Source organism: Thermodesulfobacteriota bacterium, assembly GCA_040753795.1.
Lineage (GTDB): Bacteria > Desulfobacterota > Desulfobacteria > Desulfobacterales > Desulfosudaceae > JBFMDX01.
In genome coordinates this window covers 83772-110049 of the sequence record JBFMDX010000003.1, presented here as the reverse complement: position 1 = coordinate 110049, position 26278 = coordinate 83772, and the positions used below count along the sequence as shown (strand labels likewise).

The window sequence follows — 26278 nt, the reverse complement described above, 5'->3', positions numbered from 1 at the left end:
GGTCATGTTAAACAGGGCGGATCATAAAGGAAGCGATACCGAAACGCCGGCCAAAGAGATGAACGGGCAGGCGCCCGCGGCCGGGGCACCTCTGATACAGCGTCCGCCGTTGCAGCAGAAGGTGATTAACCTCATCAAGCGCTGTCTGCTTCCTTTCCCCCGGTTATATGGACTGGCGGTCGGGATCTATCTGTGGTTCAGCCGGCGTTTCCCCCGGATTACCCAGCCGCCGGCGGTGATCTTCGGCCCGTCCCGGCAGCAGATTGCCGCCGACAAGGGAATGATCCAGATCACGCCCACCGATGACGGCGATCTGGAGACGCCCCTGCGGCCCTTCCAGGCCCATTACGAAGGTCCCCGGGATTTTTCCGGGCAGGCCACCGACATCAAGGCCATTGCCTATCATCTGCCGCAGTTTCACGCCACCCCTGAAAACGACGCCTGGTGGGGCGAGGGCTTTACCGAGTGGCGCAATACCCGCAAGGCGGTGCCGTCCTTTCCCGGTCATTATCAGCCCCGGGAGCCCCATGACGACATCGGTTATTATGATTTGAGCGACGTCGCCGTTCTCCGCCGTCAGGCGGACATGGCCAGGCGGCACGGGATTTACGGTTTCTGTTTCTACCATTACTGGTTTCACGGCCAACGGCTGCTGGGCAAGCCGGTGGACCTGCTGCTGAACAACGCCGATCTGGATATGCCGTTCTGTCTCTGCTGGGCCAACGAAACCTGGAGCAAGAAGTGGGACGGGAAAGACCATCACATTCTCATGAAGCAGACCTTCTCCCCCGAAGACGACCTGCGCTTCATCGAGTTCCTGGCGCCTTACTTCCGGGATTCCCGGTACATCCGCGTCAACGGCCGGCCCCTGCTGCTGGTCTACCGCGTCAGCAAGCTGCCCGATCCCCTGGCAACCGTCAGCCGCTGGCGGTCCTGGTGCCGGGACAACGGCATCGGGGAGATCCATCTGGTGGCAGTCTGCCACGGCGAGGTGTACCCCCATGTCCGCCTGGAGGAGATCGGGTTTGACGCCTACGCCGCCTTTCCGCCGCACAGTTTCCCCTGCCAGCACATTCCCGAGGACAAGGGGTTGTTCGAGGGCGGATACCGGCTGGACTACGCCTCGGGCGTGGATATGTTCCAGCCGTCCCATCAGGGGACCCGGATATATGAGGGATGCACCCTGGGCTGGGACAACACCGCCCGGTTCGGCACCCGCAACGTGACCATGTACCTGAATTTTTCCCTGGAGAAATACTACCAGTGGCTGCGCCGGGTCATGGACTATACCCGGGCCTCGTTTCCGCCGGAGGAGCGGCTGGTGTTCATCAATGCCTGGAACGAATGGGCCGAAGGGGCCTACCTGGAACCGGACCGACGCTATGGGTACGCTTGCCTGAATACCACCGCCCGGGCCCTTTACAACCTTCCCTTCGCCGACTTTGACGCCGCTCCGGAAGGTGAGCCGGATCCGGATTCGGCCGCCCGTTACACCCGGGATTATGAGTGGCTGAAGTATCTCATCGAAAGCAACGGCGAATACTCCCTGGCCGTGGTCAACCGGTTTATTGAGGACGGCCGGGTGATCCTGGAGTTCGGTTCCGCGGCCGGATACTTCACGCGTTTTTTAAAGCAGGAGCGAGGCGCCACGGTGGACATCGTCGAGCTGGACAGCCGTTGCGCCGGCCAGGCGGCCGCCTATGCCCGCCGCTGCTGCGTCGGTGATATCGAACAGTATGACTGGCAGGGGGCCTTCTCCGGGGAACCATACGATTATATTCTTTTCGCCGACGTGCTGGAGCACCTCCGCGACCCCTGGCGCGTGCTGCAGGCGTCCGCGGGGCTGCTCAAACCCGGCGGCCGGATCATCGTTTCGGTGCCGAACATCGCCCATGCCCAGATCCTGGCGAGTTTATACAATAACGATTTTTCCTACGCCGATGTCGGCATCATGGACAGGACGCACCTGCGGTTTTTTACCGCGGATACCCTCCGCCAGATGATCGAGGAGTCCGGCCTGGCGGTCTGCGATCTGGTGCCGGTGCGGGCGCCGGTCCTGCCCCGGGGCTGCGGAACGCGGTGGAACAAAACAACGGTGCCCGCCAGGCTGCGGAAACTGCTGGCGGCCAAGGAGCACGCCCATGCCATTCAATTTGTGGCCTGCTGCCGGAAAGCGGAATAAGATCCCCGGCAAAAGAAAGCTGCGCTGGAAAAGCGACCATGTGTTCACCATCGATGACGTGACGTTTATCGTCGAGACGGGTGACCCGTTATACGCGGCGACGTCGTCGGCCCAGGGGTTCGTCATCGGCAAATCCCGCCGGCAACTGGAAACCCTGATGGGGCTGAACTTTGACAGGCCCGTCAAAAGGGTCCTCGACCTGGGCATTTACCAGGGCGGCAGCGTCATGTTTTATCACAAGCTGTTTGCCCCGGAAAAAATCGTTGCCATAGACCTGAACAAGGAACCGGTGGCGCCGCTGGAGTCCTATATCGGACAAAAAAAACTGGGACAGGTTATCCGGACCTATTACGGCGTGGATCAGGCGGATGACGAGGCGATCCGGAAAATCCTTGACGGGGAAATGGGCCGGGAAAGCATTGATCTGGTGGTGGACGATGCCTCGCATTTTCTGCGCGAGAGCCGGGCGTCGTTCAACCTGCTTTTCCCCCGGGTCACCCCCGGCGGGTACTACATTATCGAGGACTGGGGCTGGGCCCACTGGCATGATGCCTACTGGCAGGAAAATGGCGGCCCCTGGCCGGAAGATCCGCCGCTGACCAACCTGATTTTCGAGATCACCATGGCGCTGGCCTCCAGCCCGGAATGGGTTGAATCGATTTTCCTGCTGCCGGCTTACGCCGTTATCCGGCGGGGAGAGCAGGAGAATGATTCCGGGCAACGCTTTGATCTTTCCGGACGATATCTGAACCGGGGCAGGCAGGTCCGGCTGCTGGTCTGACCGATGGGCACAAGAACGTTGGTTTCAAGTTGGATACAAACCGGAAGAAAGCGATCATGATTCCTGTACCGGCCCTTTTTCTTCATATCCAGAAGACAGCGGGTACAGCCGTTGTCCGGACGGTCAGCGGTTATTACGAAAAGGTTGTCAGCCACCTCGATTATCACGGCTGCCGTCCCGACGACCTGGACCGGACGGATTTTGTCTCCGGACATTTCGGATACGGCTTTGCCCGGGAGCTCATGCCCTCCCGGTACTGCTTTACTTTTTTGCGCGATCCTGTCGAGCGGGTTCTGTCGTTTTATTACCATTGCCGTCGATCCGATCCGGGCCAGTATCCGGTTTACCGCCTGGCCCGGGAAAAATCACTGGATGAATTTCTGGACCTTGCCCTGGAACAGCCGCAGGTCATGTCTTATGTCTGGAATCACCAGACCTGGCAACTGGCCTGCGGCTGGGGCAATCGGGACGGCCGGTACATTGTGGATTACGATCCGGAACAGATGATCACGGATGCCAGGGACCACCTGGCCGAATTTGACTATATCGGTTTTACGGAGACCCTGGACAGGGATATGGCGGTTATTCTGGAGCGGCTGAAGATTACCCTTTCCGCAGGGATTCCCAGAATCAACGCCGGGGGAGCCAGGCCGCGGCCGGAGGATCTGCCGTCATCCACGCGCAGCCGGTTGCGGCGGATTACCGAAATGGATCAGATGCTGGTTGATCATGCCAGATCTCTGCGACGGAGCCGCGGCAGATAGGAAACATCATCGATGGAAGGCGGCCGTCCCGGCGGCCGGAAGGCGGGATATCATAACCTGATGAGCGCACGCGCGGATAAGACCGTTTACCTTCACCTGGGGACGTACAAAACGGCCACCACTTTTCTTCAGGAGGTGCTGTGGCACACCTTCGCGGATCCCCGCGGCGATGTCTATTACCCGCGGTCCGGGGCGTACGGTACCGCGCATCATTATCTGGCCACGGATTTTTTCCCCGGCTGGACCAGCGGAGTTTCCTGGGCGGAATATGAGCGGGCCTGGGACCGGCTGCTGGAGGAGATCGTCGCCAGCACTGCCACCGCCGTCATCATCAGCTCGGAAATGCTCTGCTCCCTGGCGCCGGACCAGATCGTCTATATCCGCGACCGGTTGCGGGATTATCCGGTGCGGGCCATCCTTTATCTGCGGCGCCAGGACCAGTATATCTCCTCTCTGGCCGAACAGATGGTCAAGGGATGCAACGGCCGACCGGAGTATTACAGCGACCTTGACAATGCCGTCCGCTTCGTCTGTGATTCAAAGCAGTTTGACTATGAGTCCATCTGCACCCTGTGGTCGGATGCCCTCGGTCGGGGAAACCTGGTGGTGCGGCCCTTTGAACGGGAGCAGTTTCACGGCGGGGATATCCTGACGGATTTTTTTTACCACCTGCTCAACCGGCCGGTTCCCGCCGGCGTCGTGCTGCCGGAGGGCAACCTGAACCCGCGGCTTTGCCGGGACGCTCTGGCCTTCAAGGAACTGGTCAACCGTCTGCCCATGGACCGGGAAACCAGAAACGCCGTCCTGCCTTTTCTTTTTGCGTATTCCCGGGAAACGGATGCCGGCACGCAGAGCGATTTTCAGGAACACGTGCTGCTGTCACCTTCCCGGCGGATGGAAATCCTGCGGCGGTGCGCCGACGGCAATGCCCGTATCGCCCGAACCTGGCTCGACCGGGAAGACGGGGTTCTGTTCCGGGAGGCGGCACCGAAGGAGGCTGAGGCATGGATGCCTTACCCCGGTATCCGCCGTAAAACCCTGGAGGCCATGGTATCGTTGTTGTGCGAGAAGGAACCGCTCCTTCTGGACTCCCTGACCCGGGCGGCTTTCCGGACCGACCGGCCCGACCGCGAACTGCGGAAACTGGTCGCGGCGCTGATGAACCATCGGTTCACCGGGTATGTCCTGGAGCGGCTCAAGGCCCGGGTGAACATCCGGCGTCCGGTGATGTCCATCGTCCCCATTGCCTGGGTCACGCCGGGTGTCGCCCGGCTGATGGGGCGGTTGGTGATGAAAGCGGCAAAGGATTCGCCACCGACCGATCCGGCTCCGGACGGGAGCAGGGAACTTGTGCCGGCCTTGTTTCTTCACATCCGTAAGACGGCGGGGACATCAATCGTGCGGCAGGCCATGGAACATTATGGTTATGAAAATGTCTGCCATCACGGTGATTACATGGGCCGGGCGCCGGGGGATTTGAAGAGACTGTCTTTTATTTCCGGTCATTTCGGCTTTGATTACGCTTGGGAGCTCATGCCCGGCCGCTTCTCGTTCACGTTTTTGAGAAAGCCCATGGAACGGATTGTTTCGCTTTACTATTTCTGCCGGACCCGGGACCCCGAGGAATTCCCCATTTACAAAGCCGCGGCGGCGCATGATCTGGAGGGCTTTCTGCGGGCAGCCGAAACCGATGACCTGGTCAGAAGCTATATCCGGGACAGCCAGGTCTGGTGCCTGGCTTCCGGACCGGGCTTCGGGGAGCTGGCCGACCGGAGGGTGGCGCCGGAAAGGCTGTTTGAAAAGGCGCGGATGAATATGGAGCGATTGTCCTTTGTCGGTTTTACCGAAACCTTTGAAGCGGACGCCCGGCTGATCATGCGGGCGTTGAAAATGGGTCCGGTGGATCATATCCGAAGGGACAATGTCACCAGTGAGAAAGTTGCTGTTGGCGATCTTCCCGCCGGGGTCATCGGGCTGCTGGAGGATCTGACCCGCTGGGACCGGAAGCTTTATGACGCGGCCTGGCGCCGGCGCCAGGAACTCCTGGAGAGCGGAGACGTTATCGCGTCGAATCATGGTTGAAAACGGATCATTCTCTGATAGTATGAAAGAAATTATTTCACGCCCTATAGGTACCGGAGGTGGTAAATGACGCATACGACTGACAGCGGTGGTTCCGGCCGTTACGTTTGCAGCAGCCAGCAGCTCTATCTGGATCTGCTGGTCAAATCCATTCTGGGGCTGATTTATGAAGATCCGCCTTTTCCCCGGTTCGGGTCCGGGACCTTCGACCTGGACACGAGAATAAAAGGCCTGGACTGGCCCACCCGGGCCCATACCATGGTGGGCTTGAAGCGGCTGATGAATGCCCGCCAGCTGGCGGAAAATGTGCTCTGGGAAAACGTGCCCGGCGATTTTTTCGAAACCGGCGTCTGGCGGGGAGGGGTCGGGATCCTGCTGCGCGGCGTCCTGTCCGCCTACGGCGTTGCCGGCCGCCGCGTCTGGCTGGCCGACTCCTTCGAAGGGCTGCCGGCCCCCGACAAGGCGGCTTATCCTTCGGACAGCGCCTCGGCGTTTCACACCTGTCCGGAACTGGCCGTGGACATGGAACAGGTGAAAAACAATTTCCGTAAATACGACCTTCTGGACGACCAGGTTGTATTTTTAAAGGGCTGGTTCAAGGACACGCTGCCCGTGGCGCCGGTGGAGCAGATCGCCCTGCTCCGGCTCGACGGTGACCTGTATGAGTCGACCATGCAGGCCCTGACCGCCCTGTACGACAAGGTCAGCGAAAACGGCTATATCATCATCGATGATTACCACTGCGTCCCCCAGTGCGCCCAGGCGGTGGAGGATTTCTGTGCCCTGAAGAACATCGCGCCGGTTATTTGCGAAATTGACGGCGTGGGTGTGTACTGGCAAAAAACGTCCGTTCCGGCGTCATGCTCCGCCGGAGAAAACAAACCGCTTCCGGAACTGCTGACGCCGGAGGCCCGGTTTGTCAAGATCAATCAGGTGTTCAATAAGCGCTATGTTCAGCTGGCCGAGCGCGACGCCATGATCGCGGAGCGGGATGCCCGTCTGGCCGAAAGCCGGGAGCAGATCGCCGGTCGTGACGCTGAACTGGCCGAAAGACGGGCGCAGATCGCCGAACGGGACGCCCGCCTGGCCGAGCGAGACGCCCGTCTGGCCGAGCGGGAGGCCCTGGCGCGGGCGCTGGAGCAGACGATCGAGCTGATGAGGAAATCCCGTTCCTGGCGGATCACCGCCCCCCTGCGGTACATCACCAGCGACCTCTTCCGGAAAAAGTAACGGTCACGCGAGGGCTAATGGATCAGGCGTCCGACAACGGCAGGATCAGATTCATCGCTTTTTACCTGCCTCAGTTTCACCCCACGCCGGAAAATGACCGCTGGTGGGGAAAGGGGTTTACGGAATGGACCAATGTCACCCGGGCCATGCCGCTGTTCGCGGGCCATTATCAGCCGCGGCTGCCGTCTGATCTGGGGTTTTACGATCTGCGGCTGCGGGAGACGCGTCATGAACAGATCGCCCTGGCCAGGGAATACGGCCTGGACGGGTTCTGTTATCACTATTACTGGTTTTCCGGCAAGAGGCTCCTGCATCGGCCCCTGGACGACATGCTGGCCGACCCCGCCAGCGACATGCCGTTCTGCCTGTGCTGGGCCAATGAAAACTGGACCCGGCGCTGGGACGCGGCCGATCATGACATCCTCGTCGCCCAGCGGCACCTGCCCGACGATGACCTTGATTTTATTAAAGGCCTCATCCCTTTCTTCAGTGACCCCCGTTATATCAGGGTCGACGGGGCCCCGTTTTTAATTGTCTACCGCCCCCAGCAGCTGCCCGATGCCCGCCGGTCCGCCGGCGTCTGGCGTGATTACTGCAATCGTATCGGAATCGGAAAAATTCATATCTGCGCGGCGCTGACCCATGGCAATAGAGATTACGCCCGGTTCGGTTTCGACAGCGGCGTCGAGTTTCCGCCGCACAATCTGGAGGGATGCGCCAATATCAATAACCGCATCAGTTTTTTCCAGCCGTTTCAGGGCAATGTTCTGGAGTACGAAGATATTGCCCGGTCCTACCTGGGACGGCGATACGCGCCCGGAAATGTTTATCGGGCCGTATTCCCCAGCTGGGATAATACGGCCCGGACCGGTTCGCGGGCGGTAGTCGTGCTGAACGGCACCCCGGCCAATTACGAATACTGGCTGGCGGAGACGGTTCGTAAAACAGCCCGTGACTTTCCGGACAAGGAACGGCTTGTTTTTATCAATGCCTGGAATGAATGGGCCGAGGGATGCTGCCTGGAGCCGGATGTCCGTTTTCAGCGGGGGTTTCTGGAGGCGACCCGGCGGGTAAAAAACGGCACGGGCGACAGGCAGCGATTCGAGGACGTCGGGGTGCCCGCCGATCTGGCCGGTATCAACCGTACCCTGTGGGCGGACTTGTTAAATGTTCTGCGTTATCATAAGGACGGTTTTCTGGGACGGGTCAAACTGGCGGTCAATCGTTTTCCGAAGATAAAAGAAATCCTGGTCGGGCTGATGCGTCTGTTCCGGTCCGAGACCCGGCGGGACTGATCCGGTCCGGAGGCGGCCTGTACCGGCGGAAGCGGTTGGAGGCCGGACATGGCGGCTGAAGAGGAAGGTGGAAAAGTGGCAGGGGCTGCGGAAGAGGCCTACAGCGAATATCTGCGGGGAAGATCCCTCAAGGGGTTTTTGTACAGAAAATGGCTGCTGTATCCGCGGATCATCCATCGGCTGGACGGGCGGATTCTGGATTTCGGCTGCGGGATAGGCGATTTTCTGGCCTGCTGCCGTAATGCCGTCGGCGTTGACAGCAACCCCCATAACGTGGCCGTTTGCCTGAAAAGAGGGCTGGACGCGACCGTGGTCCGGGACCGGCGGCTGCCCTTTGCCGACCGGCATTTTTCCGGGGTGGTCATGGATAACGTGCTCGAACACATCCCCGGTCCGGAGGTTGTCGAGACAATGAGGGAAGTGCTCAGGGTGCTGATGCCCGGCGGAACACTGGTCATCGGGATGCCGGGGCCCAGGGGATACGCGGCGGATGAGGATCATCGCTGCTTCTACACGGAAGGCGAGCTGATCCGGTTGATGGGTTCCTTTGCCTGTGTCCGGCGCAAAATTTTTCACGCGCCTTTTTACTTTCCGCCGCTGGGCCGCTGTCTACGTCAATATTGTCTTTACGTTTTTTTCCAGGCGCCGCCGGTTGCGTCGCCGGATAATGTAACGGAAGAAGGGCAGAAGGTTAGAATAGAAGCGTGACCGCCGTATCCGTTATCATCGTTAACTACAATGCCGGCGCCCGGCTCACGGCCTGCGTGGCCTCCGTGCTGGACACGTCGGCCGCGGACGAGATCATCGTGGTCGACAATGCTTCCGGCGACGGCAGCCTCGACGGCCTTGTTTCCGCCCACGGCAGCCGGAAGGAGGTGCGGATCATCCGTAACGCCGCCAACCTGGGGTTTGCCAGGGCCTGCAATATCGGGGCGCGGAAGGCCGGCGGCGAATACCTGTTTTTTTTGAATCCCGATGGCGTCGTCGAGGGGGGGACCATCCCGGCCCTGGTTTCGGCTCTGGAAAGCCGTCCCGACGCGGGCATGGCCGGCGCCCGGCTCCTGAATCCGGACGGCACAGAACAGGCCGGCGGCCGACGGCACATGCCGACACCCTGGCGGGCCTTTGTCCGGCTGTCCGGCCTTTACCGGTTTAAAGACCATTATCCGGATATATTCGCCGATTTTCTGCGGCATCAGGAAGAGACGCCGGACGAACCCATGGAGGTGGAGGCCGTTTCCGGGGCCTGCCTGATGGTGCCCCGGCGGATTATCGACACCGTGGGCGGTTTTGACGAGTCCTATTTTCTTCACGTGGAGGACCTGGACTGGTGCATGAGAATCCGGCGGCAGGGGCGGAAAGTCCTTTTTGTTCCGGCCGCGCGGGTCTTTCATTCCAAGGGAGGGTGCAGCCATCGCCGCCCTGTTTTCGTGGAGTGGCACAAGCATCGCGGCCTGATGCTTTTTTACCGCCGGTATTACGGGGGGCCGCTTGGCGGGGTGTGGATGCCCCTGATCGCTCTGTTTGTCTGGAGCCATTTCCTGCTGGCGGCGGTTATCCGCCTGTGGCAGCGCGGCCGCCGGGCGGATTGATTGATGTCGGGAAGAGCCATGTCGGAAATCATTCTGGTGGCCGGAGGAACCGGCTTTACGGGCAGCCGCACGGTTCCCATGCTGGCGCGGCGGGGACTGGACCTCCGCTGTCTGGTGCGGCGGGAGGGCGACGCCCAATATTTTAAACGACTCGGTGCCGAGCCGGTTTTCGCGGACCTGGAAGATCCCGGCAGCCTGGCGATGGCGTTTGAGGGCGTTTCCGGGCTGATCAGCATGGTCGGCCTGCATACCGGGCATGCCGCGGCCATGGTGGACGCGGCCGTGGCCGCCGGCGTCAAACGGGCCTTGTTCGTCACCAGCACCTCGATCTTCACCCGGCCGGATACCAGCACCAAACGGCATCTGCTGGAGGCGGAAAAACGGATCCGCGACAGCGGCCTGGATTATACCATCATCCGTCCCACCATGGTTTACGGCGACGAACAGGACCGCAACATCTGCCGGCTGATCCGGTATCTGGCGCGCTGGCCGGTTCTGTTCATTCCCGGACCGGGAACCTGGCGGGTCCAGCCGGTTTATGTCGATGACGCGGCCGGTGCCATTGCCGACGCCTGGCAAACTCCCGGGACCATCGGGAAATGTTATAATATTTCCGGCCGGGAGCCGCTGACGTTCAACGCGTTGGTGGATACGGTGTCGGCGCTGCTGAAGCGGAAGATCATGAAAATTCATCTGCCCGTGTCTCCCCTGGTCGCCGCCTGTAAACGGGCCGAAACCGCCGGGCTGTCCTTTTTCGTGCGGTCCGACCAGATCGAGCGGCTCAACGAAGACAAGTCCTTTGCCCATGATGAAGCAACCGCTGATTTTCAATTTGCCCCGGTTTCTTTTGAAACGGGGGTAAGGCGGGAAATAGAGGCCATGGGCCTTATCCGGGAAGAAGGGCAATGATGATGGCGCGAAAAAGACGAAAGGCGGCGTCGGCATGACCATCAGCGGCCTATGGATATACGGGGCAGCGTTGGCTGCAGGCGCCCTGGGTGCCCTGATGGTGGCGATCTTCGGCCGGCAATGGTCGCTGCTGGACCGGCCCAACGAGCGCAGCTCCCACCAGCGGCCAACGCCCCGGGGGGGCGGCATCGGGCTGCTGGCCGCACTGGTCCTTTGTGCGATTTTTTTTCCGGTTCCGCCGGTCTTCTGGGCCCCGGCCGCTCTGCTGTCCCTGATCAGTTTCCTGGGGGACCGGTTTGACCTGCGCGTGACGGTCCGGCTGGGGATCCAGTTTTCCCTGGCCGCCTGGTTCCTGTATTTTGCCGCTGTCGACCCGCTGTGCGAATTGGACACTGTCCGGGGCCTGGTATTATCCATCTTTTTTATGGTCTTCATCGTGGGTACGGCCAATTTTTACAACTTCATGGACGGCATCAACGGCATGGCCGGGATATCCGGCGTGGCGGCCTTCGGCCTGCTGGGCGCGTACGGACTTTCGGCAGGCAGGGACGCGGCCCAGGTCACGGTCTGTTTTTCACTGGCGGCGGCCTGCGCTGGTTTTCTGCCCTTCAACCTGCCGCGGGCCCGGGTGTTCATGGGGGACGGGGGCAGCGTCCTGCTGGGGTTTGTTTTTGCCTGCCTGGTGGTGCAGTGGTCCGATTCAGCGACCGAGTTCCTGCTCCTGTCGGGTTTTCTGTTTCTTTTTTATGCCGACGAACTGGTCACCCTGCGTGAGCGGATCCGTGACGGCGAGTCCCCGTTCAAGGCCCACCGGCGTCACCTGTATCAGGTGCTGGCCAATGAAAGGAAAGTGCCCCACTGGAAAGTATCGGGCGGGTACGGCCTGGCCCAGATCGTTATCGGTTTGTCGGTCTGGCAGGCGGAAACTCTGGGCCTGTTGGCGGTATCGGCGTTGCTGTTTTTTGTTCTGGGTGTGTTTATGCTGATCAATAAAATGGTTAAGGGTTTAAGGTTTATGGCGCGATAGATGGATTTGATCCTTTCCAAGTATATCACTGTTTTCCTGCTGCCCCTGGGCCTCTCGACGGCGCTGCTGGCGGCCGGTCTGATCTGCTTATGGAAACCGGTCAACCGGCGGAAGACCGCCATGCTGCTGATCCTGATCTGTCTTCTGACACTCTGGACGGCCGGCAGCCGCCCGGTGGCCGATCGCCTGATCTCCGCTCTGGAGGATGGCTATGTCTCCCGGGAGGCGGCAACTTATCCGGAATCGGTCGCCATTATCGTCCTGGGCGGCGGAGTGACCGCGCAGCGAACCGGCGGCCGGAATATTCTCCCCGGCCGGTCCTTTGACCGTCTGTATCTGGGCTGCCGCCTGTTTCAGGACAAAAAGGCGCCGGTTGTGGTGCTGTCCGGCGGCGGAATTTCATGGCGCCAGGCTCCCGGATCATTGCTGGAGTCTCAACAGATGTTCCTGCTGGCCCGGGAACTGGGCATTCCCGAAAAGGCCTTGATCAGAGAAAGCCACAGCCGGAATACCCGGGAAAACGCCTGGTTCACCCGGGAAATCTTAAGGGGAAACGGATGGAGCGGTCCGGTGCTGCTGGTGACCTCCGCCTTTCACATGCCCCGGGCACGGGCCTGTTTTGAGAAACTCGGCCTGACGGTCGTTCCATGTCCGGCGGATTTCCGTTCGGATCCATATAAAAAGAAAGCCGCTCTTGATTTTCTGCCGGATGCCGGCGCCCTGGACGATACCACCATCGCCCTGAGGGAATACACGGGCATGATTTATTATCGCCTGCGGGGCTGGATATGACCCGGCCCCGGTCATCGTGACGAAACCCGGCCGGACTTGCAATCCGCGGGGAAAAAGGTAATGTAATAAACGGCATCCCGGCAAAAGGGACAACGGTGAGCCAAACACTCAAAACAGGGGAATCAGCCATGGGATCATTGCAGGAAAAGCGGGTGCTGGTGACCGGCTGCTGCGGAACGGTCGGCAGCGAACTGGTGCGCCAGTTGCTGGAGGATTACGCGGTCAAGGAACTGGTGGGCCTGGACAATAACGAAAGTGAGCTGTTTTTCGCCCAGCAGCGCTATGCCGACTGCCCCGCCAATTTTTTCCTGGCCGATGTCCGGGACCAGCAGCGACTGGTGCGTCTTTTTTCCGGCGTTGACATCGTCTTTCACGCGGCCGCCTTCAAACATGTGGTCCTGTGCGAAGTGTCTCCCTTTGAAGCGGTGCAGACCAATATCAACGGCGTGCAGAACGTGATCCTGGCGGCCACGGAAAACCGGGTCAGAACCGTCGTGTTTACCAGTTCGGACAAGGCCGTCAATCCCACCAACGTCATGGGTACCTCCAAACTCATGGGAGAACGGCTGATGACCGCCGCCAACAGCAACCTGCGCGGCGGCCCTTCGGGGTTCATTTCCACCCGGTTCGGGAACGTGCTGGGTTCCCGGGGGTCGGTCATTCCGATTTTCCGGGAGCAGATCCGCAAGGGCGGACCGGTCACGATCACCGACGAGAAGATGACCCGTTTTATCATGAGCATCCGCCAGGCGGTGCAGCTGGTCATTGACTCCGTCGAACTGGCCCGGGGAGGGGAAGTGTTTGTCACCAAAATGCCGGTGATCCGGATCCTGGACCTGGCCGAAGTCATGATCGCCGAACTGTCGCCCAAATACGGGCACTCCCCTGCCGCCATCGGAATCGAAATTATCGGCAGCAAGCCCGGCGAAAAACAATACGAGGAACTGATGACCGGCGAGGAGGTCCGCCGCTGCATCGAGCTGGAGCGGTACTTCGTGGTCAAGCCGGCCTTTACCTCTCTTTACCGGGACGTAACCTATAGCTATCCCGGAGTGGTGAACAGCGAGGTCGACCGGCCTTATCATTCGGCCAATGAACCGCCCCTGGACAAGGTTCAGCTGCGCCGGTTCCTGGTGGATAATAATCTGATTGAGGGCGAGGAAGAGGATACGTTCCAGCCGGACAGAAGGTATTAAAGGGAGCGACGATGGCACGGGTTCTGATTCTGGGAGGCGACGGTTATCTGGGCTGGCCGACGGCCATGTATTTTTCCGCGCGCGGGCATGAGGTGACCGTGGCGGACAACTATTTCCGCAGAAACGCCTGCACGGAACTGGATGTGGGCATGCTGTTCCCCATACCGACCCTGGCGGAGCGGGCCAGGATCTGGCACGAAAAAACGGGCCGAACGATCCGGGTGGTGATCGGGGACCTGACCGATCCGGAAATCATGCGGGGGCTGTTTGAAGGCCGGGTGCGCTATGCCTGGCCGGCGGACACCCAGTTCGCGGGTGTGCCGGACACGGTGATCCACTACGCCGAGCAACCGTCGGCGCCGTATTCGCTGATCAATTACAAGTACGCCAACATCACCCTGACCAACAATCTACTGGTGACCAACAACCTGGTCTTCGCCCTGAGGGATTTTTCCCCGTCTACCCACGTGATTCATATCGGCACCATGGGCGAGTACGGCACGCCCGACATCGACATCGAAGAGGGCTGGCTGGACATTACCCACAAGGGCCGGACCGACCGCTTCCTGTTCCCGCGCCAGGCCGGCTCCCTTTACCATACCACCAAGATCATGGACACGGACCTGATGTGGTTTGCCGTCCGCATGTGGAAACTGCGGATCACCGACCTGATGCAGGGTCCGGTCTACGGGTTTACCACCGATGAGGCCGGCGAGGATGAACGGCTGTACACCCTGTTTAACTATGACGAAATTTTCGGCACCATCGTCAACCGCTTCGTCGTTCAGGCGGTGATCGGCTACCCCCTGACGGTTTATGGAAAGGGCGGCCAGACCCGCGGTTATCTCAACATCCGGGACACCCTGCAGTGTGTTTACCGGTCCCACGAAGTGCCGGCCCGGGAGGGGGAGCTGCGTATTTTCAACCAGATCATGGAAACCTTTTCGGCCAATGAACTGGCCGAAAAAGTCCGGGCGGTGGGCAGCCGCCGGGGGCACCAGGTCGTTGTCGATCATATCGAAAACCCCCGCCGGGAGGCCGAGGAGCATTATTACAATCCGGTATACCAGGGGCTTAAGGATATCGGGGTGACGCCCCATTATCTGACCGACGACGTCCTGGAAAAGTTTTTCGAAGCGGTGGAAAAATACCGGGGCAACGTCCGGACCGATGTGATTTTCCGGGGCATCCGCTGGTAACCGGCGGGGCCGTTCGGCCTGGTTTTTCCCTTGACAGGCCGATATTGTTTCGTTTAAATTTGGGCATTTACGAATTTGAAGTCCGGTTGCCATAACCGTATTCACGCGTTATGAGACCGGGGGCGGGGAGGAAAAAACAAATCATTACAGCCGGGACCCGGAAGGGTCCGGGCGACCGGAAAAAGCATGACGCTTTGGCCGGTTTTAAACCGATTACAGGGAGGTAAGAAATGGTTGCAAGAAAAATCGCAGGTTTGCTGGTACTGGTTGTCGTTGCTCTGATGGCGTTATCCGTTGCGGCTCCGGCTGAAGAGCCCAAGGCGGCGGCGGTAGAAAAGATCAATATCAATACGGCTTCGGCGGAGACGCTGATGCAGTTGCCCGGAATCGGGCAGTCTTACGCCAAGCGAATCGTGGAATACCGGGAAGCCAACGGACCTTTTTCCAATATTGAAGAATTGAAAAATGTCAAAGGCATCGGAGATAAAACGTTTGAGCAGAACAAGGAGCGCATCACGGTCGGGGACAAACCGGCCAAAACGGCTGCTCAATAAGATAAGTTTTTTGCAGACAATTGATGTTTTTTCCTTTTTTTCGCCCTGAAGATTGTGCGGCACGGCCCGGCTGTGCCGCACAATCTATTTATGCTGGCTCGTTAAAACGCTGATTTCCCGCCCCTCCGGGAACCATCAAACGACTGATCGTCCGGTTAAGAAGCCAATGAAAAGGTTGTATTTCACCAGAAACAGCGCCGTCGTTATTTTGATGGATACCGTTCTGATCAGCCTGGCGTTTTACCTCTCTCATCAGCTGCGGTTTGATTTCAACGTGCCCCGGTTCCACGCCGTTCCCCTGTGGCAGACGTTCCCGGTGATTCTGCTGATCAAGCTGGTGGTCTTTTATTATTCCGATTTTTACCGGGGGATGTGGCGCTATACCAGCGTCTCGGATCTGATCAAAATCGTCAAGGCGACCGTCTTCAGCAGCCTGATTATTATCGGGGCGGTTCTTTTTATGAACCGGTTCGAGAACATTCCCCGTTCGGTTTTTCTGATCGACTGGCTGCTGACGGTCCTGTCCGTTTCGGCTTTCCGGATCATTGTCCGGCTTTATTACGAATACAATGCCGGCGGTAATGTAACGGTGATGGCCCGGTCGTTTCTGGCGGCACTTTTCCGCAAGGGAACGCCCACGGAACCCAAGCGGCTTTTGATTATCGGCGCCGGTAATTGCGGCGAAAAAATCCTGCGTGAAATCCAGGCCGATTCGCGGCTGGGGTATGTCGCGGTCGGTTTTCTGGATGATAATCCCGCCAAGGTGGGCATGAAAATTCACGGTGTGACGGTATTAAACGCCATTACCTTTTTAAACGATGTCGTGGCCAAAGAGGATGTGGACGAAATTGTCATCGCGGTTCCGTCGGCCACCGCCGACCAGATGCGGACCATCGTCCGGCATTGTGAGGAAAGCGGCATCAGGTTCAGGACCGTTCCGGGATACGGGGAACTGGTCAACGGCAAGGTGTCTATTTCAGCGGCCCGGGAGGTCGCCTACCAGGACCTGCTGGGGCGGGAGGCCATCACCCTGGACCGGGACCGGATCGGCGCTTATCTTATGGGCAAAACCGTTATCATCACCGGCGCCGGCGGCTCCATCGGGTCGGAGTTGAGTCGCCAGGTCTGCCGCTTCCACCCCAGGCGGGTGATCCTGTTCGAGCGGGCGGAGACATCCCTGTATGAAATCGACCTGGAACTGCGGGACCTGTTCCGGGACGCGGATATTGCGATCACGTCGGTTCTGGGAGACATCCAGGACCGGTCGCAGCTGGAAGCGGTGTTTGAAAAGTATGCCCCCCAGGTGGTCTTCCACGCGGCCGCCTACAAACATGTCCCGATCCTGGAAGCCCATCCCTGGAAGGCGGTCAAGAACAATATCTACGGCACCCAAAACCTGGTGGAAGTGTCCAAAAAATATGCCGTTGAGCGTTTTGTTTTCGTCTCCACCGACAAGGCCGTTCGCCCGGCCAATGTCATGGGGGCTTCCAAACGTATCGCCGAGATTCTTCTGCAAAGCCAGAACGGCACCAACCAGGCCAATACCCAGTTTAAAATCGTCCGTTTCGGCAATGTCATCGGCAGCGCCGGCAGCGTCATTCCGCTGTTTAAAAAACAGATCGCCCGGGGCGGGCCGGTAACGGTGACCCATCCGGAGGTGACGCGGTATTTCATGACCATCCCGGAAGCCTGCCAGTTGATTCTCCAGGCGGGCGCCATTACCAGTGAACAGGGCGCCAGCGCCGAAGTCTATATTCTGAAAATGGGAACGCCGGTAAAAATCGTCGATATGGCCCGGGATCTGATTCGGCTGTCCGGGTTCCGCCCGGATGTGGACATTCGCATCGAATATACCGGTCTCCGGCCGGGCGAGAAACTTTTCGAGGAGTTGATGATCGAAGGGGAGGGCGTGGTCCCGACATCGCACACCAAGATTCTGGTTTTAAATGGTCATGAGGCGGACCTGGCGGTCTTAAACGAAAAGATCCTCCGGCTCATGGAATTTGCCGAAAATCAGGAAGACGGGAAGATACGGGCCATGTTAAAAGAGATTGTTCCTGAATATCAACCGGGGGAAAAAGAATGGCAAACAGGGAAGGCGTAATCTCCGAGAGCGAACTGGTAAACCTGGTGGCTGACGAGCGGCGGGCCGCGGTACTGAAGGATGAGGCCCTGGGCTTCCGCGAGATCATCGTCAATAACCGGCAGCTGTGCGATCTGGACATGATGGCCACCGGCGTTTTCTCTCCGTTGCGGGGGTTCATGTCCCGGGCCGATTATGAGAGCGTGCTGGAACGGATGCGACTGACCGACGGCCGGCTGTTCCCCGTGCCCGTCTGCCTGGACGTCAGCGCCCACGTCGCGGAAACCCTTCAAATCGGGCAGCCGGTTGCGCTCAGGGACCAGGAAGGGCTGCTCCTGGCGGTCATGCACATCGACGACATCTGGCCGGTGGAACGCGAACGCGAGGCCGAAGCCGTTTACGGCACCAGCGACCCGTCTCATCCCGGCGTGCATTACCTGCTGGCCGTGTGCCGGGATTACTATGTCGGCGGTCAACTGGAAGTGGTGCAGCTGCCGATCCATTTCGACTCCCGGCAACTGCGGCGAACGCCCCTGGAGATCCGGCAGCTTTATAAAAAACTCGGGTGGCAGCGGGTGGTCGGATTCCATACCCGCCAGCCCATTCACCGGCCGCAGTTTGAAATGACCATGCGGGCCATGAGAATCGCCCGGGCCAACCTGCTCTGTCTGCCCAGCGTCGGGACCACTCACCCCGGCGATTTTGATCACTACATCCGGGTCCGCTGTTATAAACGGGTGGCGGAACACTATCCGCCTGACTCGTTTGTGCTAAATCTGCTTCCCATGGCCATGAGAATGGCCGGTCCCCGGGAAGCCCTGCTGCACCTCATCATTTCCGCCAACTTCGGGTGTACGGATTTCATCATCGGCCCGGATCACGGCAGCCCGGAAAAAAAAGAAAATGGCGAACCGTTTTATTCCAGCGGCCAGGCGGCGGAACTGGCCCGGGCCTGTTCAGAGGAGGTGGGCGTTCAGGTGATTCCCTTCAAGGAAATTGTCTATCTTCCCTTTGAAGACGCCTATCTGCCCGTCGACGAGGTGCCGGACGGAAGCCAGTGCATTGCCCTGTCCAGCGCCATGATCCGCAAGCGCCTGGGCACGGGCAAGAAAATCCCGGAATGGGCTACATTTCCGGAGGTTTTGGAAGAACTGGAGCGCGCTTACCCGCCGCCGGCCAAACAGGGCTTTACCTTGTTTTTGACCGGCCTGTCCGGCGCCGGCAAGTCGACCATCGCCAAAATCCTGTACGCGCGGTTTCTGGAGATCGGCACCCGGCCGGTGACGCTGCTGGACGGCGATATCGTGCGGCACAATCTGTCCAGTGAACTGACCTTTTCACGGGAGCACCGGGACATCAACGTCAAACGCATCGGTTTCGTGGCCAGTGAAATCACCAAGAACCGCGGCATTGCCATCTGCGCCCCTATCGCGCCTTATGCCGCCACCCGGAACGAGGTGCGGCGGGTGATCGAGGCCTACGGCGGTTTTATCGAGGTCCATATCTCCACGCCCATTGAGGAGTGCGAGAAGCGCGATCGCAAAGGCATGTACGCCAAGGCCCGGGCCGGGCTCATCACCGGCTTCACCGGCATCGACGACCCCTACCAGGTCCCGGAATCCCCGGATATCTCCATCGACACCACCCACCTGACGCCGGACGAGGCGGTGCAGGCGATTTTAGTGCTCCTGGGGGAACGGGGATTTATTTAAAGTCCTTTTCTTTGGCGCAAAGAAAAGGACCAAAAGAAACATTCCCCGGCAGCGCGGCTGATCCCGGTTGCGACCGTTTTTTCGGCGTGGGCAGGAACTCGCTTGAAAAATACCATTGAAGGCTGTTTGTCGGCGAACTCTCTTTTCTTCAATTTTGCGTTGCAACAGTCACTCGGCGCTCAAACAGCCTGCCCACTGATGCCGAAAAAACCTGGCCGCAACCGGGGCCGCGCTGCAACGGGCGGGGGGATGAAATATTCCTAATAGAACGAGATCCAGATATGAAATCATTGAATCTGTTACGCGTCCTTTTATTCATTGCACTGTCCGGTTGCACGACCAGGCACGCGGGAATCGTCGTATCTTCTGTGCCGGAGAACCACGCATGGTGGCTCCGCACCGAGTTCGTCCCTGTTCATAAACAAGTCAGAGGCATCCCTCTGCCGCAACTGGATTCTTCATGGGATCTTGCCTCTGAACTTACAAAAGACATCATACCCAAGGAACTGCTCTATGAGGACGGATCGGATATCATGGAAGAGAATGAAGTCTGTTTCTCACGATCCGATGATTTCAACCATGACGGGGTTGAGGATCTTGCGCTTATAGGGGTTTACAAAGGCGAAACTGGAAAACGTGGAAGCTTCCTTTTGATTCTTACTAGAGATCAGACCGGAAATTGGCGGAAATCTTTTCTTGAAAGCTTTGGCAACCCTGCCTTCGCTGCATTATCTAAAAAAGGGCCATTGGTAATCTGGTTTTGCATGTACTGTGATTTTGGTGCCGATGTTGTCTGGGATAATGACAGAGGAAAATATCTGTTGAATTGGTCCCAAGACGAGGAGAGGTGATCAAAAAACGGGTGACACGGGCAACTCGTTGCCCGTGTCTGGAGGGCAGGAGGTCTGACGGGTTGCCCGCGAAGCTTGACCCTGGGTAAAAAAAGTCTCTTGTGCATCGCACCCCGGCAACCAGTTGCCGGGACCACCCGCGACCGGACCGACTACCGGGTATGTTTACAATCAATAAGATCATGGAAGACCATAATGGGTGGCATGTCTCGAACTCGGTTGATCCTTGAGCGGCAGTGGCTTCATGCCCTGCTTCTCGGCGTCCTGCTTGCCGGCGCGGGGCTGGCAAGCGGCCTGGACGGGGTTCGAACCGGGCATCTGTGGGGAGTTCCGACTCCGGTCTGGTTCCGGCTGGCTATCGCCTCCGCCGTCGCGCACCAGGTATACGTGTGGTTCTGCTGGCGGACCCAGCTGCACGCATCTCTGTTTACCCGGGTGCTTGGCCGCGCCGGGTTCCCGGTGTATGCCGCGGGATTTGCCGCCCTGGGCGTCGCGCGTGTTGTTCTGGTCTTTTGCCTGGCCAGTTCAAACCGGGATTCGTTGGCGGTGAATTTCTTCGTGCTCAGGACTTTTGCCGTCATCGCGGCGATTCCGGCGGCGTATCTGGCCTACTCGGTAATGCGCTATTTCGGCTTCAGGCGGGCCTTCGGCATCGACCATTTCGATGCGGATTACCGGTCATTGCCGTTCGTGCGCACGGGGATTTTCCGGTTGACGCGCAACGGCATGTACGTTTACGGTTTTCTCCTGCTCTGGGTCCCGGCATTGTGGTTCGCCTCGTCAGCGGCCTTAGTCGCGGCCCTGTTCAGCCACCTGTATATATGGGTTCATTACTATTCGACCGAGCTTCCGGACATCAAACGCATATACGGGAAAGGGATTGAGGGCTCAAGGTGTAAGGTGTAAGGTGTTGAGGGTGGAGGGTTGAGGGTGGAGATTCGTCCCGCCTGAAGCAATCATTTAGACATATCAGGGGCGACCCGCCGGTCGTCCTGTCGGCCCGCTTAACAGGAATAATTATGAATATCAGAACAGCAACAAACCAGGATCGCGACGATATCCAAAAGGTCCATTTGCGCGCCTTTCCCGAAAGCGAGAGCGGGCTTGTCGCAAAGCTTGCCGTTGATCTGCTTGCCGAAAAAACGACGCCGCAAATCATATCCCTGGTCGCTGAAACCGATGACGCCATTGTCGGCCATATCGCTTTCAGTCCCGTGATGATTGAAGACAATGAGCGTTTCCTGGGTTATATTCTGGCGCCGCTCGGGGTGAGCCCGGATTATCAAAAATGTCGCTTTGGATCAAAACTGATTGAGTTTGGCATGCGGCAACTGTCAGCCATGGGGGTGAATGTTGTCTTTGTCTATGGTGATCCAAAATATTACAGCAGGTTCGGCTTCAGCGTTGAGGCGGCCCGTGACTTTACCGCACCTTACAAACTTCAGTATCCGTTCGGGTGGCAGGCCATCTTACTCAAGGAATGTGAGATTGAAGACTTGCCCGCGACAATAACCTGCGTCACCTCATTGCGCTACCCGGAATTATGGTGATCGGTGGGCTGATCATCACATCGCATGGAATAAACAAAAACAGGGCTGAAGCTGACGCCTTTGTTCGTGCCACAGGGCCGAGCTTCCGGACATGAAACGCATAAACGGGGAAGGCGTTGAGGCCCCTTGAACCCTCGACCCCTGGCCTCTTGAATCCTTCTTTTTTCAGGGTATGCTCACAACCAGCCCGTCCGGCCCCGCGGTAACGGTCGGAGAGGAAACGCCGCCGCCGCTGATATCGGCCACAATCCGCACCTTATCGTCATACTTTCCGACCCGGATACGGCTGACCCGGCTGGTGCTGACGTTTTTGTCCTCAAACGGCGGTTTGTTCCATTTGCCCATCAGATCGACAACCACCCGGGTGGGGCCGGAGAGGGCAAAACACTTGTACTCCACCGCGGGGTTATCGATCAAAATTTTCATCTGAACCGTTCCGGCGGATTCCGTAAAATCAACGCCCTTCAGGGTACGCACGGCGTTCTTGTCCGGGACGGAAGCGGGCTTAGGTGCTTGTGCCGTTGCGACAGTAGCAGGTTGTTGCGGTTGAGTCGCTTGGGCCGTGGCCGGAGGCATGGCCTGAACCGTTTGTGGCGCAGCCGCCGTGGCCGGTTGCGGTTTTACCTGAGGCGGCTGTGGCACCGGAGTCGCCGGCCTATCCTGTGCCGCGTCATTAACGACGGGCGCTTTCGGCGCCGCGGGCGCGATAACCGGAGTGCTTTGGACGGCGGGTCTATCCTGAGGCTGGGGTACTGCCCCGGGTTGGATGGCAGGCCTGGCGGTCTGCGGCTGAGATGTCGCCCCGGGACCGGCCGGTGGGGGGGCGGGCTTCGTCTGCGATGCGGATTCTGGGACAGGGGCCGGTGTCGTTGCGGGTTGACCGGTATAGGCCGAAGATATCATTTGAAATTCATCGGGCTGCCGGTGGAGAACCAGGATGAGTATAATAGCCGTTACGACAACCGGTACGAGAATCAATAAAAGGGTTTTATAGGATAAGTTTTTTAAACCCGCTATCCCCTTGCTTTTTTGAGGGATAGCGGCGTCGGCATCTTCTGTTGCGGCCGGAGCGGCTTTAGCGGCTTTTGTGACCGGAGCGGCTTTAGGCGCTGGAGCAGGCTTGGATGTTTTTGGCGCCGGGGCTGGTTTGGCGGCTTTTTGAGCGGCCGCGGCCGGAGCAGCTTTCGGTGCCGCCGGCTTGGCTGCTTTGGCGCTCGGCGCGGTTTTCTCCGCCTTGGGAGCCGGCACGGCCCTGGTTGTTTTCTGGACCGGCGGGGGCGCTTCTTCTTCTATTTCTATTTCCGGTTCATCCGCCTCAAGTTCAAGTACTTCCTCGCTATCTTCATCCCCTTCTTCGTCCGCCTTCACCTCTTCCGGGACAACTTCCACTTCCTCTGTGTCTTCAGCTAAATCATCAAAGTCGTAGGGAAGGTCAGCGGTCTTGGCGGTTTCGTTCCCGCTTTTTTTCTTGTTGGGTTTGTCGTTTATTGCAATGGTTTCTTCTTCATCAGTTGATGGGCCGGTAAGCGTTCGTTCGGTCATTTGAAGGATTTCCAGATCCTCGTCGTCAATGGCCATTATGGCGCTTAACTCATCGGAAGAATCGTCCGCTTTCTTTTTGGGACGGGCACCTTTATCGGGGTTATTTTTCGTTGCCATGTTTTTCCTCATGCCGGAAAGGATAGGAGGTTGCTATGGTCATTTTTTTATTATAACGCTTTATTGCACGAAAGAGTTTAAAGGAATAACAGGAATATTTAAAAATCCTTATTGTTGTAACGGAGCAAAGGGTATGCCAAATTGTTGTGATAAATTTTTATCAGTATTTTAAATTAATTATAACAACAATTCTTCAAAGGTTCAAGGAAAATGTCCAGCCGGATGGAAAAATGCTCCTGCCCGGCAGGACAGCCGATGCCGATTACGAACGCCACCCCTTCTTTGCTTCAACCCTTCCCCTTTTAAATCTAATACCCTACACCTTGAACCTTAAACCTTGGACCTTCATCAGTCGCTCCGTCGCGTCCGCTCTTTAATCGCACCATAAACATCCCGCACGATTTCCATGGATATTTTTTGCAGGGCACGGCTCATGGCCTCGGCCGTGGCGCGCGGATTTTTGCGGGCGCAGGGTTCGGTGGCCGTATACACCTTCTGCATCAGGACTCGTTTGCTGATATCCGGTTCGGTTTCATCCGTCAGCAGGATTCCCAGGGACAGCACGGCTTCCCACGGCCGGCGGGTATTGTCCTCCAGGCACACCTCCAGATTGCCGCTCACGGAAAAAGCCGCCGGGGTTGCGGCGGCGGGATCCAGAACCACCGCGAAAAGGCCGGATTGACTCATATCCCGGGCCAGCAGGGAGGCGATGCTCTCGGTCGGGGCCACATGCCACTGGTGATAAAGATACTCCCCGGTCTGGAAATCCTTTTGCTTGTATACAATTTTCTTTGAGGCGAACAGCGGCGCGGCCGTAAAGCGGTTTACTTTCAAAACGCGGTCGATCTTATCGGCCGCCGCCGCCGTTGGTTCATATTCAAGGGTGTAGTAAGTCATCTCCACGCCGGTCTGGGTCAGTTCCGAGAGATTGACGCAGCCGCAGAAAAGCCCCATTACCAGCAGCAGGAGAAGTGTCCAGCCCGTTTTTATGCGGCGATTTCCGGTTTCAGTCATCGGATTCAATCTCCTTTTCCGGCAGGGGCGCGGCAAAGAACAGCAGGGACGGCTGGCTGGCGCTCCGGTCGGTCAGTGTTTTCAGACTCTGGCTGACAGACTCCAGATGGTTGATGGTCCGCACCAGGTTGTCCTCGACGCGGGCGATGCTTTCCCCGGCCTTGTTCATGGTCCTGGAGCCGTTTTCCATGAGCAGGCGGGCCTGTTCCATGGTACTCCGGAGTTCCTGAATCGTCAGCGTAAGGTCGGATTCGTTTTCCGCGATCAGTTTTTCGATCCGGGCGGTGACGGCGTCGGCCTGCCCGGAAAACCGGTCCAGCTGCACACCGGCGCTCTCCGCCGAGGCGATGATCCGCTGGAGTCTCGGGTCGGTCAGGATCTTATTGGCCTGGACGATGGCGGTGTCCAGCCCCTCGGACAGTCTCCTGATCTGGGCGTCCGCGATGGTCTGATCGATGGTGTTGATGGTGTCCCTCATCTTCACGGAGACGCCCTGGAGATCCGTCCCCTTGACTTGCTGTACCAGCTCTTTGATGCCGGTCAGCAGTTGTTCGATATCCGACGACTTGGTCGGGATCACCGGGTATTCCGTTTTATAGTCCGGGGCGGGATAGAGGACGTTTTCCCCGGCCTGCCGGACATCCAGCTCCACGTACATGATGCCGGTAATGCCGATGGATTTGAGCTGGGCGACGATGGACTCGTCCGGTGTCCATTCCGACTCGATGCGCAGCAGCACCTCCACCAGCTGGGTGCCCGTTGCGATGCGGATGTCGTGAACCTGGCCGATGGATACCCCGCGGTATTTGACCGGCGAATCCTTGCTCAGCCCCTGGATGGATTCATTGTAAAAAGTCGAATACAGTTTTCCCGGCCGCAGGTAGGTGGAAGCGCCGACAAAGATGATGACGGCCGTGGCGATGACGATGCCGGTAATCATGAAGACGCCGACGACAAAGTTGGTTTTCAGCGCGGCCATGTGACCGTTTCATCCTTTCTTGATTTCTGCCTATATTACCGGAACTCATCCGGTCCGGTCAATGCCGGGATGGCCGGCGCCGGAATGTCTTCGGACCGCGGCTGGCGGTTGAAGAACTGACGGACAAAGGGATGGGGGCTGTTGTGTTTCAGAAACTCCGGATCTCCCTCATCGATGATCCCTCTGCGGACCTTATCCAGCATGATGACCCGGGGCGCGATCTTAAAAACGCTGTCCAGTTCATGAGTCACCACCACCATGGTGGTGCCGGCGGTCCGGTTGATGTGAAGGATCAGTTCGTCGATTTCCGCGGAACTGATCGGGTCCAGGCCGGAAGTGGGTTCGTCCAGGAACAGGGTGGGCGGGTTGAGCGCCAGGGCCCGGGCCAGGGCTGCTTTCTTTTTCATGCCGCCGCTGATTTCAGACGGCAGGTAATCCTGAAAATCGGCCAGGCCTACCATGGCCAGTTTCATTTCCACGATTTTCCGGACGGTCTTTTTTCCCAGGCGGGTGTATTCCGAAACCGGCAGGGCGATATTCTCGCCGATGGTCATGGATCCGAAGAGGGCGTTGTTCTGAAAGAGAATGCCCGCTTTCCGGATGATATTGCGCGAGCCGGGTTCCATGCCGTCAACCAGAACCTGACCGGAAGTGGGGCTTTCCAGTCCGGCCATGATCCGCATCAGGGTGCTTTTACCGCATCCGCTGGAGCCCAGGATGGCGACGATTTCTCCGCGGAAGACCGCAAAGTTGACGTTGTCTAAAACGATATGATCCCGGTATCGTTTGCCGACGTTCATCACCTCGATCACTTTTTCCGGTGTCAT

At 58.5% G+C, this 26278-nt stretch carries 24 protein-coding genes; 20 read left to right on the top strand and 4 right to left on the bottom strand.

Annotated elements, in window-relative coordinates; genetic code table 11:
* Positions 1–4: 4 nt before the first annotated feature.
* The 20 genes from AB1724_05380 (at position 5) to AB1724_05285 (ending at position 21799) form a co-directional block, all read left to right on the top strand.
* The gene (locus tag AB1724_05380; protein MEW6077219.1) at positions 5–2182 is read left to right on the top strand and encodes a glycoside hydrolase family 99-like domain-containing protein; all 2178 of its coding nucleotides are present in this window, start codon (positions 5–7) and stop codon (positions 2180–2182) included.
* Entirely contained in the window at positions 2142–2963 is an 822-nt protein-coding gene (locus tag AB1724_05375) for a class I SAM-dependent methyltransferase (GenBank protein ID MEW6077218.1), read from the top strand. The genes AB1724_05380 and AB1724_05375 overlap by 41 nt, the downstream gene beginning before the upstream one ends.
* 56 nt (positions 2964–3019) lie before the next feature.
* Positions 3020–3727, top strand: coding sequence for a sulfotransferase family 2 domain-containing protein (locus tag AB1724_05370; protein ID MEW6077217.1), 708 nt, complete (start codon positions 3020–3022; stop codon positions 3725–3727).
* A gap of 60 nt (positions 3728–3787) precedes the next feature.
* A complete protein-coding gene (locus AB1724_05365; GenBank protein MEW6077216.1) occupies positions 3788–5809 on the top strand; it encodes a sulfotransferase family 2 domain-containing protein in 2022 nt (673 codons plus the stop codon).
* 66 nt (positions 5810–5875) lie between these two features.
* Positions 5876–7039: a TylF/MycF/NovP-related O-methyltransferase gene (locus tag AB1724_05360; protein ID MEW6077215.1), complete on the top strand. Its 1164-nt coding sequence runs from the start codon at positions 5876–5878 to the stop codon at positions 7037–7039.
* A gap of 17 nt (positions 7040–7056) precedes the next feature.
* The gene (locus tag AB1724_05355; protein MEW6077214.1) at positions 7057–8334 is read left to right on the top strand and encodes a glycoside hydrolase family 99-like domain-containing protein; all 1278 of its coding nucleotides are present in this window, start codon (positions 7057–7059) and stop codon (positions 8332–8334) included.
* Between the two features lie 48 nt (positions 8335–8382).
* On the top strand, positions 8383–9042 hold the full coding sequence (locus AB1724_05350) for a class I SAM-dependent methyltransferase (protein ID MEW6077213.1): 660 nt from the start codon (positions 8383–8385) through the stop codon (positions 9040–9042).
* The gene (locus tag AB1724_05345) at positions 9039–9926 is read left to right on the top strand and encodes a glycosyltransferase family 2 protein (protein ID MEW6077212.1); all 888 of its coding nucleotides are present in this window, start codon (positions 9039–9041) and stop codon (positions 9924–9926) included. Before AB1724_05350 ends, AB1724_05345 begins: the two co-directional genes overlap by 4 nt.
* 18 nt (positions 9927–9944) lie before the next feature.
* Positions 9945–10835: an NAD(P)H-binding protein gene (locus AB1724_05340; protein MEW6077211.1), complete on the top strand. Its 891-nt coding sequence runs from the start codon at positions 9945–9947 to the stop codon at positions 10833–10835.
* A gap of 34 nt (positions 10836–10869) precedes the next feature.
* On the top strand, positions 10870–11862 hold the full coding sequence (locus AB1724_05335; protein MEW6077210.1) for a glycosyltransferase family 4 protein: 993 nt from the start codon (positions 10870–10872) through the stop codon (positions 11860–11862).
* Positions 11863–12654 carry a YdcF family protein gene (locus tag AB1724_05330; GenBank protein MEW6077209.1) on the top strand — a complete coding sequence of 264 codons (792 nt, stop codon included), beginning with the start codon at positions 11863–11865 and terminating at the stop codon, positions 12652–12654. It abuts the gene before it with no gap.
* Between the two features lie 128 nt (positions 12655–12782).
* On the top strand, positions 12783–13850 hold the full coding sequence (locus AB1724_05325; GenBank protein ID MEW6077208.1) for a polysaccharide biosynthesis protein: 1068 nt from the start codon (positions 12783–12785) through the stop codon (positions 13848–13850).
* Positions 13851–13861: 11 nt separating this feature from the next.
* Positions 13862–15049 carry an NAD-dependent epimerase/dehydratase family protein gene (locus tag AB1724_05320; protein MEW6077207.1) on the top strand — a complete coding sequence of 396 codons (1188 nt, stop codon included), beginning with the start codon at positions 13862–13864 and terminating at the stop codon, positions 15047–15049.
* A gap of 230 nt (positions 15050–15279) precedes the next feature.
* Positions 15280–15603, top strand: a complete 324-nt coding sequence (locus AB1724_05315; protein MEW6077206.1) for a helix-hairpin-helix domain-containing protein — start codon at positions 15280–15282, stop codon at positions 15601–15603.
* A gap of 166 nt (positions 15604–15769) precedes the next feature.
* Positions 15770–17707 carry a nucleoside-diphosphate sugar epimerase/dehydratase gene (locus AB1724_05310; GenBank protein ID MEW6077205.1) on the top strand — a complete coding sequence of 646 codons (1938 nt, stop codon included), beginning with the start codon at positions 15770–15772 and terminating at the stop codon, positions 17705–17707.
* The gene (locus AB1724_05305) at positions 17686–19398 is read left to right on the top strand and encodes a bifunctional sulfate adenylyltransferase/adenylylsulfate kinase (GenBank protein ID MEW6077204.1); all 1713 of its coding nucleotides are present in this window, start codon (positions 17686–17688) and stop codon (positions 19396–19398) included. Before AB1724_05310 ends, AB1724_05305 begins: the two co-directional genes overlap by 22 nt.
* A gap of 102 nt (positions 19399–19500) precedes the next feature.
* Positions 19501–19662: a hypothetical protein gene (locus AB1724_05300; protein MEW6077203.1), complete on the top strand. Its 162-nt coding sequence runs from the start codon at positions 19501–19503 to the stop codon at positions 19660–19662.
* Positions 19663–19679: 17 nt separating this feature from the next.
* Entirely contained in the window at positions 19680–20249 is a 570-nt protein-coding gene (locus AB1724_05295) for a hypothetical protein (GenBank protein ID MEW6077202.1), read from the top strand.
* A 195-nt stretch (positions 20250–20444) separates the two neighbouring features.
* Entirely contained in the window at positions 20445–21155 is a 711-nt protein-coding gene (locus AB1724_05290) for a methyltransferase (GenBank protein ID MEW6077201.1), read from the top strand.
* A 113-nt stretch (positions 21156–21268) separates the two neighbouring features.
* The gene (locus AB1724_05285) at positions 21269–21799 is read left to right on the top strand and encodes an N-acetyltransferase (GenBank protein MEW6077200.1); all 531 of its coding nucleotides are present in this window, start codon (positions 21269–21271) and stop codon (positions 21797–21799) included.
* 165 nt (positions 21800–21964) lie between these two features.
* Here the strand turns inward: AB1724_05285 and AB1724_05280 are convergent, their stop codons facing one another.
* From AB1724_05280 to AB1724_05265, 4 genes are all read right to left on the bottom strand, one after another.
* Positions 21965–23458: an AMIN domain-containing protein gene (locus AB1724_05280; GenBank protein MEW6077199.1), complete on the bottom strand. Its 1494-nt coding sequence runs from the start codon at positions 23456–23458 to the stop codon at positions 21965–21967.
* Positions 23459–23806: 348 nt separating this feature from the next.
* On the bottom strand, positions 23807–24472 hold the full coding sequence (locus tag AB1724_05275) for an ABC-type transport auxiliary lipoprotein family protein (GenBank protein ID MEW6077198.1): 666 nt from the start codon (positions 24470–24472) through the stop codon (positions 23807–23809).
* A complete protein-coding gene (locus AB1724_05270; protein MEW6077197.1) occupies positions 24465–25451 on the bottom strand; it encodes an MlaD family protein in 987 nt (328 codons plus the stop codon). Before AB1724_05270 ends, AB1724_05275 begins: the two co-directional genes overlap by 8 nt.
* Positions 25452–25486: 35 nt before the next feature.
* Positions 25487–26278 carry an ATP-binding cassette domain-containing protein gene (locus AB1724_05265; GenBank protein ID MEW6077196.1) on the bottom strand — a complete coding sequence of 264 codons (792 nt, stop codon included), beginning with the start codon at positions 26276–26278 and terminating at the stop codon, positions 25487–25489.